At 55.9% G+C, this 13503-nt stretch carries 11 protein-coding genes; all 11 read right to left on the bottom strand.

Annotation, left to right across the window (positions count from 1 at the left end):
• Positions 1–3: 3 nt before the first annotated feature.
• Positions 4–2163 carry a translation initiation factor IF-2 gene (gene infB, locus ACULM0_RS00895; RefSeq protein WP_463678575.1) on the bottom strand — a complete coding sequence of 720 codons (2160 nt, stop codon included), beginning with the start codon at positions 2161–2163 and terminating at the stop codon, positions 4–6.
• Positions 2151–2489 (bottom strand): L7Ae/L30e/S12e/Gadd45 family ribosomal protein, encoded by a 339-nt coding sequence (locus tag ACULM0_RS00890; RefSeq protein WP_463678574.1) that lies wholly within the window; start codon positions 2487–2489, stop codon positions 2151–2153. Before ACULM0_RS00890 ends, infB begins: the two co-directional genes overlap by 13 nt.
• Entirely contained in the window at positions 2467–2748 is a 282-nt protein-coding gene (gene rnpM / locus ACULM0_RS00885) for an RNase P modulator RnpM (protein ID WP_463678573.1), read from the bottom strand. The genes ACULM0_RS00890 and rnpM overlap by 23 nt, the downstream gene beginning before the upstream one ends.
• Positions 2735–3853, bottom strand: a complete 1119-nt coding sequence (gene nusA, locus ACULM0_RS00880; protein WP_463678572.1) for a transcription termination factor NusA — start codon at positions 3851–3853, stop codon at positions 2735–2737. Before nusA ends, rnpM begins: the two co-directional genes overlap by 14 nt.
• Positions 3854–3868: 15 nt before the next feature.
• The gene (rimP, locus tag ACULM0_RS00875) at positions 3869–4333 is read right to left on the bottom strand and encodes a ribosome maturation factor RimP (RefSeq protein WP_463678571.1); all 465 of its coding nucleotides are present in this window, start codon (positions 4331–4333) and stop codon (positions 3869–3871) included.
• 107 nt (positions 4334–4440) lie between these two features.
• Entirely contained in the window at positions 4441–8691 is a 4251-nt protein-coding gene (locus tag ACULM0_RS00870; RefSeq protein WP_463678570.1) for a PolC-type DNA polymerase III, read from the bottom strand.
• A complete protein-coding gene (gene ispG / locus ACULM0_RS00865; RefSeq protein WP_463678569.1) occupies positions 8688–9746 on the bottom strand; it encodes a flavodoxin-dependent (E)-4-hydroxy-3-methylbut-2-enyl-diphosphate synthase in 1059 nt (352 codons plus the stop codon). The genes ACULM0_RS00870 and ispG overlap by 4 nt, the downstream gene beginning before the upstream one ends.
• A 10-nt stretch (positions 9747–9756) precedes the next feature.
• Positions 9757–10761 (bottom strand): M50 family metallopeptidase, encoded by a 1005-nt coding sequence (locus ACULM0_RS00860; protein ID WP_463678568.1) that lies wholly within the window; start codon positions 10759–10761, stop codon positions 9757–9759.
• Positions 10758–11903, bottom strand: coding sequence for a 1-deoxy-D-xylulose-5-phosphate reductoisomerase (locus ACULM0_RS00855; protein ID WP_463678567.1), 1146 nt, complete (start codon positions 11901–11903; stop codon positions 10758–10760). The genes ACULM0_RS00860 and ACULM0_RS00855 overlap by 4 nt, the downstream gene beginning before the upstream one ends.
• A 35-nt stretch (positions 11904–11938) precedes the next feature.
• The gene (locus ACULM0_RS00850) at positions 11939–12733 is read right to left on the bottom strand and encodes a phosphatidate cytidylyltransferase (RefSeq protein ID WP_463678566.1); all 795 of its coding nucleotides are present in this window, start codon (positions 12731–12733) and stop codon (positions 11939–11941) included.
• Positions 12733–13470, bottom strand: coding sequence for an isoprenyl transferase (locus ACULM0_RS00845; protein WP_463678565.1), 738 nt, complete (start codon positions 13468–13470; stop codon positions 12733–12735). Before ACULM0_RS00845 ends, ACULM0_RS00850 begins: the two co-directional genes overlap by 1 nt.
• Between the last annotated feature and the right edge of the window lie 33 nt (positions 13471–13503).

The raw sequence follows: 13503 nt of genomic DNA, 5'->3' as shown, positions 1-13503 counted from the left end.
TTTCTAAAGCGTTCTCTTGATTTCTTCGAAGTCGTATGCCTCGATGATGTCGCCCTCTTTCAGATCGTTGAATCCTGCGATCCCGATACCACATTCGTATCCCTGGTTCACTTCTTTGACGTCATCTTTGAAGCGCTTGAGAGAATCGATCTCCCCTTCGAAAATGATGATGCCGTCGCGCACCAGGCGGATCTTCGAGTTGCGTGTCACCTTACCGTTCTGGACGTAACCACCGGCAATGGTCCCTGCGTTGGGAACCTTGAAGGTCGCGCGCACTTCGATTTGACCTTGGATCACTTCTTTGAACTCGGGGTCGAGCATACCGGTCATCGCCTGTTCCACGTCTTGGATGGCATTGTAGATGATGCGGTAGGTTCTCAGGTCGACACCCTCTTCATCGGCCAATCGTCGTACCACAGCGTTCGGGCTGACGTTGAAGCCGATAATGATAGCGTTGGATGCTGCGGCCAGGGAGATATCGGATTCTGTGACCGTTCCCACGTTGGCGTGCAGGATGTTGATCTTGATCTCATCGTTCGACAGGCGGAGGAGGGAGAGCTTGAGCGCTTCCACAGAACCGTGTACGTCGGCCTTGATGATGATGTTCAGATCCTTCACCTTGCCCTCCTTCATCTTGCTGAAGAGGTCCTCGAGGGTGATTTTGTTCGTCTCGTGGAGATTTTCTTCGCGGCGCTTGGCTGCAAAGGTCTCTGCGAGTTCTCTAGCCGTCTTATCGTCTTCTGTGATGTAGAAGCGATCGCCAGCCTGGGGAAGATCGGAGAGTCCGATGATCTCCACGGGCGTAGCGGGGCCGGCTACCTGGATTTCTTTTCCGAGATGGTTGTACATCGCGCGGACGCGACCTGAGGCTACGCCTGCAAAGATCGTATCGCCTGCGTGCACAGTTCCCTTCTCAATGAGCAGTGTGGCCACGGTACCGCGGCCCTTTTCCACGCGGCTCTCGATAACCGTCCCGATCCCTGGGCGGTCGGGATTGGCCTTGAGTTCCTGCATCTCGGCTACGAGAAGTACCATATCCAAGATTTCATCGATCCCCTCGCGCTTGAGCGCGGAACAAGGAACGGAAATCGTATCGCCGCCCCACTCCTCAACGAGCACGTTGTGCTCGGAAAGCTCTTGTTTCACGCGGTCCGGATTCGCATTGGCTTTATCGATTTTGTTGATCGCAACGATGATCGGTACGCCGGCAGCCTTGGCGTGGTCGATAGCTTCCACTGTCTGCGGCATCACGCCATCGTCGGCAGCGACCACCAGGATAGCCACGTCTGTGACCTTAGCACCCCGTGCGCGGAGCGATGTGAAGGCTTCGTGTCCCGGTGTATCCAGGAAGACGATCTTCTCGCCGCGCAGGAAGATCTCGGAGGCACCGATGTGCTGGGTGATACCGCCGGCCTCTGTATCGGTGATCTTAGTCTCGCGAATCGCATCGAGCAGCGATGTTTTTCCGTGGTCAACGTGACCCATGACCGTCACGATGGGTGCTCTTTTCTTCAGCTCTTCCGGCTCGTCTTTGTAGTCCATGGCCGCCAGCAGATCCACTTCCTCCGGCACTTCACGGATCAGTTCAACCTCGTAGTCGGAGGCCAGGACTTCCATGGTATCGAAATCCAAGTCCTGGTTGATCGTCGCCATGATCCCCAGGTTCATGAGTTTGCGGATCAGTTCGTTGGGTGATTTCCCGATTTTCTCGGCGAAATCGCCCACGGTCAACGCCTCTGAAACTTCGAGACGCCCCTGCTCCACTTCGATTTTTCTCATTTCCTGTTGCTTGTGCTTCTCTTCGCGGACCTTGCGGCGGTTCACTTTACCGCGTTCTTTCTTCTGTAGTCTGCCCGCACTGGACTTCTTCTTATCGCTCTTTTTCTTCTCCGTGGTGTTCTCTTCCTCGTCTTCGTCATCCGAAGCCTTGGGAGCGGCCTTCTTCACCTTTTTAGGGGCCGGTTTCTTCTTGGTCTTGGGTTCGTCGTCATCGGCCTCGACACCACCGTTCTTGATAATCGAACGGATCTTATCGGCTTCATCGTCGTCGAGAGTGGCCATGTGGTTCGACACGACGATCCCCTCGGCGTGTAATTGTTCGATCAATCGTTTGGACGACATGCCCAGTTCTTTAGCCAATCTATAGACTCTCATTTTTGACATTGCTCCACCTCCAGCTGTTTCTCCAGGGCCGAAAACCGCCCGGCGAAACCCTCATCCGTGACCCCGAGCACCGTTCGATTCGTACGACCGATAGCCTGGGACATCTCCTCGCGAGAGAAGGTAGCGATAAGGGGAACGTCGAGGGCTCTGGCGAGAGCGCGCACCTTTTTATCGGTGTGCACCGCCGTGTCAGATGCGAGGAGGACCAGATGGACCTTTCCACCTTTCATCCCGCGCATGACGCCATCGGCACCCGTTAGTAATTTGCCTGCTTTCATACAAAACCCGAGCAGGTTTAAAAAGTCACGACCGGTCTTCGAGTGCATTCTCTAGGACCTTTCTCAATTCATCGTAAACCGACTCTGGTACATTTTCCTTGTAGGACCGGTTGAGTCCCTTGTTCTTCTTCAGAAGGTCGAAACACGCGAGATCAGGACACAGATAGGCCCCGCGCCCGTTGGCGCGACCCGTCAGATCGACGGAAAAAGTCCCCTCGGGACTTTTCACGATTCGGATGAGCTCCTTCTTGGGCTTCATCTCACCGCATCCCGTGCATTTTCTCATGGGTATCTTACGCTTCTTCACTGGTCTCCTCATCCTCCGTCACTGCTGCGGCCGCAGCCGCTTCACGCGCCAGCGCTTCTTGTTCGTACAAATCAGCATACTGGCTTTCGGATTTGATGTCTACCTTCCACCCCGTCAGCTTGGCTGCCAGGCGGGCGTTCTGTCCTTCTTTGCCGATGGCCAGGGATAACTGGTAATCGGGGACCACCACGAGCGCGCCCTTGTTCGGTTCATCCAGGATGACCTCGATGACCTCTGATGGGCTCAACGCGTTGGAGATGAAGACCCTCGGGTCTTCGTGCCACTCGATGATGTCGATCTTCTCACCGTTGAGATCGTCTACCACGGCTTGTACGCGAGATCCACGCTGGCCAACGCAGGCCCCCACGGCATCGATGTGCCGGTCCGGGGCAAAAACTGCGATCTTGGTCCGGCTACCGGCCTCACGACTGATCGAGCGGATCTCGACCTCGCCATCGTGAATCTCAGGTACCTCGAGCTCGAAGAGACGTTTCACGAGGCCCGGGTGTGTGCGCGAAAGTAGAATCTGGGGCCCCTTCGTAGACTCAGAGACCTCTATGATGTAACACTTGAGGCGTTTGCCCTGATCGTAACTCTCGTTTTTCAGCTGTTCATGCGGCAGGAGCACACCCTCGGTACGGCCCAGGTTCACGAAAACGATGCCCTTGGAGAAACGCTGTACGGAACCGTTGACGATATCCGTTTCGCGGTCCTTGTAGGCATCGTAGATGATCTGACGCTCGGCCTCTTTGATGCGCTGCACCAAAAGTTGCTTCGCTGTTTGGGCGGCGATACGTCCGAAATTCTTCGGTGTAACCTCTTCTTCGACCACATCGCCGAGTTCGAAGTTCGGATCGATCTTCTTCGCATCTTCCACGGTAATCTCTTCTTGAGGATCGTAGACCTCCTCGGCCACGTTCTTCACGGCAAAGATCTTCACCTCTCCCGATTTTTCGTCCATCTCAATACGGACGTTACCCGTGGTGTTAAAATTCTTCTTGTAAGCGGAGATCAATGCATCCTCAAGGGTTTGGAACAGAAAGTCTCTGCTGATTCCCTTTTCCTTGACGATCTGCTCCAGCGCTTCTATCAGTTCAGGTTTCATTTTTCCGGTTGCCTCCTAATCGAAATCGTGGCTGAGATGCGCCTTGGCGATCTTACTGAACGATAGGCTTATCGTTCCCAGCTCTTCTCTGTCCAGCGTGATCTTCTCGGGTGTCACGTCGACCAATGTCCCCGTGAAGACCTTGAGACCCTCGATGGGCGCGTACAAATGGACGGTGACGCGCTCCCCCTTGAATCGACGGTAATCCTTCTCCGTCTTCAAAGGCCGTTCGATCCCCGGCGAGGTGACCTCTAAAAAGTACTGCTCCTTGATCGGGTCGTTCTCGTCGAGCGCATTGGATAAAAAGCGGCTCACCTTCTCCGTATCCTCGAGGCTGATTCCACCTTCTTTATCGATGGTCACACGCAGGTAGCGGTGCGGTCCCTCCTTGACAAAGGCCACGTCCACACACTCCAGATTTTCCTCATCGAGGCAGGGTTTTACCATCTCCTCAACCAACTCAACAACACGTTTTGACATCTTAACACCACCTTCTTGACAACAACAAAGAGTGGGCTGAACCCACTCTTGCACTAAGGACACGATCTATTAGCTACATTATAGCACAAACTTTTCCTACTGGCAAATTAGAAAAAGCTCAGCTGATTGCGCTCCGAGAGATCCGAGATACACCCGTGATTCTCCAGTGCCTCGATGACCGTCTTGGTACTTTTCGTCCGGATCCGCATGTCCTCAATGGAGAGGAAGGACCCATTTATTCTCTCTTCCACGATCTGGTAGGCCACTTTCTCACCCACGCCCTGCAGGGCCCGGAGCGGAGGCAGGATCTTACCGTCCACCAGGGTGAAGCGCTCCGCCTCGGACCGATAAAGGTCCACCTTGTGGAAGTCGAAACCGCGGGCGAAGTACTCTTCGGTGATCTCAAGGATAATATCGAAGTCCTGCTCCTTCTTCGTCGCCTTCTCCAGCATGGCGATCCGACGCCTCTCTGCTCTGACGGCCTCTTTACCGCGGCAGATCAGGTCGGCATCGAAATCTTCCACCTTGGTCGTGAAGTACGTGGCGTAGAAAGCCAGGGGATGATGGACCTTGAAGTAAGCGATACGAACGCTCATCATCACGTAGGCCACGGCGTGGGCCTTCGGGAACATGTACTTGATGGTTTTGCAGGACCAAATGTACCAATCCGGCACCTTGTGGTCTTTCATCAGGGCTTCGTCCTCTTCGGTGAGCCCCTTGCCCTTCCTGACCTTCTCCATGATCTTGAAAGCCTTCAGCGGTTCAAGATCCTTCTGCAGGAGATAGTTCATGATATCATCACGCGTGCTGATGACATCCTTGATCGTCACGGTGTTTTTGCGGACGAGCTCTTGGGCATTGTTCAACCAGACATCTGTCCCGTGGGACAGACCCGATATCCGAACGAGATCCGAGAAGGTCTTCGGTTTGGTGTCCTCGAGCATCTGGCGGACAAATCGGGTACCGAACTCCGGAATCCCCAGGCTGCCGGCGTCGGCCTTGTAATCGGGATCCACAATCTTCAGCGGTTCCACTGAGGTGAAGATCTTGAGCACATCGGGATCGCCAAGCGGAATCTTAAAGACATCCTCCCCCGTCATCTCCTCAAGATACTTGATGATCGTCGGCACGTCGTGCCCGAGGATATCGAGCTTGAGAATCTTACCGCTGATGGAATGGTAATCAAAATGGGTTGTCAGAATGTCGCTGTTCACATCATTGGCCGGACGCTGGATAGGGGTGAAGTCGTAGATTTCCTTGTCCGATGGCACGACCATGATACCACCGGGATGCTGGCCAGTGGTGCGTTTAACGCCCACGCAACCGCGCGTCAATCGGTCGATCTCCTTGGAGTGAACCACCTGATCGCGCTCGGTGAAGTAGTTGCGGACGAAGCCGTAGGCCGTCTTGTCGGCGATGGTGCCGATGGTTCCCGCTTTAAAGGTATAGCCTTCGCCGAAAAGCTCCTCGGTGTAACGATGGGCCACGGCCTGGTAGACACCGGCGAAGTTCAGGTCGATATCCGGCTCCTTATCTCCGTCGAAGCCCAGGAAAGTCTCGAAGGGAATGTCGTGACCGTCGCGCGTGAGCGAGTGGCCACATTGGGGGCAGTCCTTCTCCTTGAGGTCTGCACCGTTGGCGATCTCACCGTTTAGGAAGAACTCCGAGTGCTTGCACTCCTGACACACATAGTGCGGCGGTAGCGGGTTCACCTCGGTGATGTCACTCATGGTGGCGGCCAGAGAAGAGCCGACGGATCCCCGAGAGCCCACGAGAAAGCCATCCTCGAGGGATTTGGTCACGAGTTTCTGCGCGATGATGTACATCACCGAGTAACCGTTTTTGATAATCGAGTCGAGCTCACGTTGGAGCCGCGTCTCCACCACTGGTGGCAGCGGTTCACCGTAAATGGACACAGCCTTCTTGTGACACATGGTGCGCAGTTCTTCGTCCGACCCCTCGATTTTAGGTGGGAAGGTACCCGATGGAATCGGTGCTATCTTCTCAAAACTAGCGGCCAGTGCGCGCGGCGCCTCGATGACGACACGGTGACGCGTCGCTTCATCGAGGTAATCGAAGGCCGCTAACATCTCCTCAGTGGTCTTCAGGTAGAGGGGGGGCTGGTCTTCGGCATCTCCAAAGCCCTTGCCCGCCATGAGAATCTTGCGGTACTCCCCGTCCTCTGGATCGAGAAAATGCACATCGCCCGTGGCGATCACCGGCTTATCCAGCTTTTCGCCGAGGGCTATGATTTTCTTGTTGAAGGCGATCAGGGCCGCATCGTCCTTAACCAGCCCCTTCTCGATGAGAAATCGATTGTTCTCCAGCGGTTGGATCTCGAGATAATCGTAAAAAGCAGCGATTCTCTCTAATTCCTCTTCCGTGGCGTTCTCGCGCATAGCACTGTAGAGTTCGCCCGATTCACAGGCGCTTCCGATCACCAGATGTTCCCTGGCCCGGGCCAAGGCGCTCTTGGGGATACGCGGATGCCGGTAAAAGGTGTGAATATGCGCATCCGAGATCAGCTTGTAGAGGGCTTTCACGCCGGCCTGGTCCTTGGCAAAGAGAACCACGTGATGGGTCTTCATCGATTTGTAGTCCATCTTTTCCAGTGCGAGATCATTGACTCCGGCCAGGGTATCGACACCCTGGTCCCTGAGCATCTCGAAGAACTTCAACAGGATCTCGGCGGTAGCCTGGGCGTCATCTTCCGCCCTGTGGTGGTTGTCCAGAGATATCTTGAGATGTTTCGCCACGGTGTTAAGCTTGTGCCGACGGATTTTCTTAAGCAGCAGTCTGCTGAGGGAGAGGGTATCGACGATCGTCGGAGAGAACTCCAGTTTCAACCGGTTCGCGTTCTCGCGGATGAAAGCGATATCAAAGGCAGCGTTGTGCGCTACCAGAGCAGCATCCCCACAAAAGGCCAGGAACTCCGGCAGCACGGCGTCGATGGTCGGCTGTCCCCTGAGCACATCGTCGGTTAAGCCGGTAAGTTCGATGATCTCCTGGCTCAAGGGGCGCTCGGGATCCACGAGGCCGCTGAAACGATCGACGATTTCACCGTCTGTCACCTTGACCGCACCGATTTCGGTGATCCGGTCGTTGGCAAAGGAAAGTCCGGTGGTCTCGATGTCGAACACAACAAAAGTATCGGAAAGGGTCTGTCCCCTCTCCTCCTTGATAATCTCGGCGGCATCATTGATCAGGTAACCCTCTACACCGTAGAGGATCTTGATCTTGTCGCCGTATCGGGCGGCTGCTGGAAAGGCCTGTACACCGCCGTGGTCCGTGATCGCGATGGCCTCGTGGCCCCACTCGATGGCCCGTTCGATCAGCCTGTCGGGAGGTGTGATCCCGTCCATGTCGCTCATGTTGGTGTGCAGGTGAAACTCCACCCGCTTCTCTTCGGCGTCATCGCTACGGGCGGGGGGCGCCTCCGCCCGCCCGATGCTGTAGGCATAGACGGATAGCTCCTTATCGAAAGTATCGTAGCGCACGGATCCGTCGAATAGGTACCAACCACCCTTGTGGATTGTCTCTGAAAGGCGTGCGTAGTCTTCTTTTTTCAAGAACATCTTGATGCTGATGGAACCGGTTCCGTCTGTGACGGAGAGGCTCATGAGCGTTTTTCCGTTTTTCAGCTGGTTCTCCGCCAGGTCGAAGACCGTGGCGTAGAAGGCCACCGTAGCTCCCTCGTGAATCGCCTCGGTATCCCCCAGGGTCACCGCTGGGCGGTTGATGGGTTTACCGAAGAGCACATCGTCGCCCCCATCACTCGTTTTCTTACCCCGGGGCTTTTTCTTGACGGACTGGGCCTGTTCTTCGATGGCCTTCAGGTGCTCGTCGATCTTCTTCGCCTTGAAAGCCTCGAGGGTGAGCTCAGGGCTCTCCCCCTCTTCACGCTTGGTCAGATGGATCTCCGGCACTTCCCTGAAATCCCGCTCGTAGATCCGCTGGAGCCTGCCGACGATATCGTCTTGCTCGAGGGTACTGTAAACCACTTGATTGGGCGCTTGGATCTCCAGGCGGCGCCCTTCGGAACGGACTCTGCATTTTTCGAAAAAAGAAAGGAGCGCGGGCTCCTTGTCCTTTAGCTCGGCTCTCAGATTCTCCAGGTTACCCTCTACCCAGGCGTCACCGGAGGTGACGAGCTGGTGGTAGTCAATATCAAAACCCAGAGATCGCAAGCCCTCGAGATCCTTGCGCATGCCGAAGTAAAGGGTCTTTCGGTCTCCGTAGGACAGAATCTCCCTTGGGGCCAGGTGGAGGGTCAAGGCGTTCTTCTGTTTCTCAAATCTAATTTTCTGCACGGCCCCCTGTAAAGCCTCGGGTAGTCGTTCGTTAAACAGTTGACTCACTTTTGATCCCTCATCTTCTCTATCTCCTCAAGTAATGTTGCCACCAACTGGTCTTCGGGAACCTTTTTGATGATCTCGCCCTTTTTGAACAACAGGGCCTCCCCGACACCTCCGGCGATCCCGATGTCGGCATCGCGCGCCTCTCCGGGTCCGTTAACGGCACAGCCCATGATGGCGATCTTCAGTGGAAGGTCCAAGTGGGCCGTCGCCGCTTCCACGGACTCAGCGATTGCTTCGATATCGATGCGAGTTCTACCGCAGGTCGGACAGGCAATGACCTCCGGCCCGAAACGACGGAGACCCAGGCTCTCCAAAATCATGCGTCCCACGCGAATCTCTTCAGTGGGATCTGTCGCCAAAGAGACACGCAAGGTGTCACCGTATCCCTCTGCCAGTAGCGCACCCAACCCAACGGCCGATTTGATCGTCCCGCGGTAGCGCGTGCCTGCTTCGGTGATCCCGATGTGAAAGGGCACAGCCGTATGGGGTGCCAGGCTCCTGTGTGCCCGCAAGGTGGCCTCTACCTCTGAACTCTTCAGTGAAAGCACCAGGGGTTCGAAGTGCCACTTCTCCATGAGATCAAGGTGCGCGATAGCGGTCTCCACCATGGCGCGCGCCACATCGTAGTCGCATTTGGCCAGCAGGTCCCGGTCAACAGAACCACCGTTCACACCGATCCGGAGGGGTACGTTATGGGCTTGCGCTGCGTCCACGATGGCGCGTACCCGATCGTCGCTACCGATGTTCCCCGGGTTGATCCGGAGCTTATCGATTCCACCCTCGATGGCCGCGATGGCCAGACGGTAATCGAAATGAATGTCGCCCACCAAGGGCATGTTCGTACCGGCTTTCAGGGCCCCGATGGCTGCGATGGCCTCCCGGTCGTTGAGCGTGACGCGACAAATCTCACAACCCGCTTCCTCCAATGCAGCAATCTGACGGAGGGTGGAGGGCACATCTTGCGTGAGGGTGTTGGTCATCGACTGGATCGCTACGGGGTGGTCCGATCCGATGGCGATGTTCCCGATGGTCACCGTTCTGGTTTTTCTTCTCATGGGCTCCTCCTTAGATGGCACCGATGCGCATGACGTCCCTGAAGACCATGAAGAGCATCAGACCGATGAGCAGGATGAAGCCCACGGTGTGGACATAGCGCTCTTTCTCTGGATCCACCGGACTGCCCTTCAAGATTTCAACGAAGATGAACAGAATTCTGCCACCGTCGAGCGCCGGAAAGGGAAGCAGGTTGACGATCCCCAAATTGATAGAAATATAGGCGGCCAGGTACAGGACGTTCATGACGCCCACGCCGGCGGCTTCACCCACAAGGCTCACGATACCCACAGGGCCCACGAGCTCACCCTTGACCTCACCGCGCGGTAGGGCTGCGAGAAAATCAAAGATCCCCAGGGTCAGGGTTTTCACTTCTGTGAAGGCCATGGTCAGAGCCCTTCCGGGGCTTTTCTCGAACTGGGGAGCGATGCCGATCAGGTAGCGCCCGACTTCCTCATCAAAGGCCGCCTCTAGGGTCACGGTACGTTCTGCTCCCCCGCTGATGACCGTCAGTTGAAAAGGTGCGCCACCTGTTTCCTCGATGGATTCCACGAGAGTCGACCAGTCGTCGATGGGTCGATCGTCGAGCGCCACCACGCGGTCACCAGTGGAGATCCCCGCGCGAGCGGCTGGGGCACCTTCCGATACATCGGCCACGAGGGTGCTCGGGAAGCCGATGGAGAAAAAGACGATGACAAGCAGGACAACGGCCAAGACAAAATTCATCACGGGTCCGGCGAAAATAACAGAGAGGCGCTGCCAAGGGCTTTTCTCGGAAAAGCTACCCCTTACATCGGAGGCTTCTTCTTCCCCCTCCATACGGACGTAACCGCCGATGGGGAAGGCGCGGATGGCATAGGTAGTCTCCTTGCCCTTCTTCGTGAAGATAGCAGGTCCCATGCCCAGTGCAAACTCATGCACGACGATGCCGTTGGCCTTGGCCAGGGTGAAGTGTCCAAATTCATGCACAAAAACGATCAGTCCGAAGACGAGTACAAAGGAAATAAAGGTGGTCATCTCGAAACGCCTACTTTCTCTACAATCTCACGCTCGATGGCCAGCACATCCTCCACGGAGGGATCCGTGATGATCCGGTGGTCGGCCATGAGTCGCTCGATTTCTCGCGGTATGTCGTAAAATCCAATCTTGTCTTGTAAAAAGGCCGCCACGAGTACTTCGTTGGCCTTGTTGAGCACCGTGGGCATCGATCCCCCGACGCGGAGGGCGCTTTCGGCGAGCGCGAGACACGGGAAGGTCTCGCGATCCGGCGCTTCAAAGGTCATCGCCAGACCCTTGGAAAAATCGAGCCTCTCCAGTGACGTCTCCACGCGACCGGGGTACGTGAGCGCGTAGACGATAGGCCCCCGCATATCCGCTGGGCCCATCTGTCCGATCACCGAACCATCGACGAACTGTACCATGGAGTGGACCAGGCTCTGCGGATGGACGACCACATCAATCTGATCAGGCGCAAGATCAAAGAGCCACTTGGCCTCGATCACCTCAAGCCCCTTGTTCATCATGGTGGCCGAATCGATGCTGATCTTCTGTCCCATAGACCAATTGGGGTGCTTGAGCGCTTGCCTCTTGCTCACGTGTTCGAGCTCTGTTCTCTTTTTCCCCCGAAAAGGACCGCCGGAGGCCGTCAGAATGACCTTTTCGATTGCGCTTTTCGGCTCACTGCCCAGAGACTGGAACAAAGCACTGTGTTCTGAGTCCACGGGCAGGATGCGCACGCCCTTGTCCCGGGCCCTTGCCATGACGATATGACCGGCGGTCACGAGCGTTTCCTTGTTGGCCAGGGCGATATCAATACCCAGGTCGATGGCCTTCAGCGTGGGCAGCAGTCCGATGCTCCCCACAACAGCCGTCACGAGACGATCCACCGGATTCGAGGCCACGAGCCGTTCGAGAGCATCCGGTCCCGAAAGCACGGGAATGGTGACTTCGCGTGAAAGGCGCTCCGCTGCAAGGGGGTCCGTGACGGCCACGATCTCAGGGGCGTGGCGCTCGATCTGCTCTTTCATCAGATCGATCTGACGGTGGCAAGATAGATAGCGGATCTTGAAGGATCCGGGGTATGTGCTCACGATATCTAAGGTTTGTCGACCGATAGAACCGGTCGATCCGATAAGTCCGATTGTTTTCAATACACTCACTCCTCACGCCTCCTATTCTACCATAAAAAGCCCCATTAGAAAGGGGCTTTCGTGGCGATGCTGATGGCGTAATAGACATAGGGGGCGACGATCAGGATACTGTCGAATCGATCGAGGACGCCCCCGTGTCCGGGCATGATGTTGCCGAAGTCTTTGATTTGGAAGCCCCTTTTGATCTTCGAGGCGACGAGGTCCCCCAGTTGGCTCAAGGCGCTTCCCGCCATGAGGATGGGAATCAGCCAGAGGGTCTGGATCCCGCCCATCACCCAATAGATGTAGATCATACCGAGCACCGTGGCGCCGATGATTCCGCCGACGGCACCCTCTACTGTCTTCTTGGGGCTCACGGATGGGATGAGCTTGGTACGTCCGAGGAACATCCCGCTGAAGTAGGCACTCGTATCGGTCATCCAGGCGACGATGAAGATCAACCAGATCAACGACGCGTGTTCCGAGCGTGCGAAGAGCACGATGTGATAAAGGCTGATGGCGATGTAAACGAAGGCGAGGACCGTCAGACCCACGTCGATCAAACGGTTGCTTTCGGCAAAGATATTCTCGATCAACAGGAGAAAGACCAGGATGTAGATGGTGAAGAAGACAAACTCCGTGGGAAAATCGAAAAAAAGACCTGTGTAGAGAAAAACCGTGGCCAGATAGGCCATCGTTGCGAAGGGCTTGTAGCCTCCGCCCTTGAGAGCCCTAAAGAATTCGTGGAGACCCTTCAGGCTCATGGCCAGGGCCATGAGAATCAAAAAGGGGCCACCCAGGTAGACCGTGAAGAGCAAGAGCCCCAGACCGATCACGGCCGATAGCGTCCTCTTGAGCATCAGGTCACCTCCAGTCCGCCGTAGCGTCGCTGTCTGCTGCCGTACTCTTCGAGAGCAGCGATGTAGGCCTCACGGTTGAAATCCGGCCACAGGCTCTCGGTGAAATAGAGTTCCGAATAAGCAAGCTGCCAGGGTAGAAAATTACTCAACCGAAGCTCTCCGCTGGTCCTGATCATCAGATCGGGGTCGGGCATTCCCGCCGTATCGAGATGATCGGCAATGAGCGCCTCATCGATGGTCTCGGGCGCGTGTCCCTCTGTGACGATCTGTTTTAGGGCGCGGAGGATTTCATCGCGGCCGCCATAGTTGAAGGCGATGTTCACGTTCAGGCCCTTGTTCCCCGAAGTCCGCTCGACAGCGTCCTCAATGGTACGCCGTATCCGATCTTCAACGGGAGCCAGACTGCCGATGGTGGTGATCCTGACCTTGTTTTGGTGGAGCGACTCGAGTTCTTTCTCAAAGTAGACAACCAGAAGGTCCATTAGACCCGTGATCTCTTCTTCGGGTCGCTTCCAGTTCTCCGTGCTAAAAGCATAGAGGGTGATGTGGGCCACCCCGAGCTCATGCGAAGTCTCGATGATCTGCCGGAGCGCTTCTACTCCGGCCTTATGACCGGCCAAACGAGGAAGACCTCTTTTTTTCGCCCATCGACCGTTTCCATCCATGATAAACGCCACATGCCGTGGGACTTCGGTGAGGCGCGGTATTTCCTTCTTCTTTTTCTTTTGGAAAAACATAAACTCGCCCCCTTACAGAAGAAGGCCCTCTCT

This window comes from Halotolerantifilum yawarlongkerapense, assembly GCF_054506745.1.
Note: the sequence above shows the minus strand (reverse complement) of the source record. Positions and strands in the feature narration are given on the sequence as shown.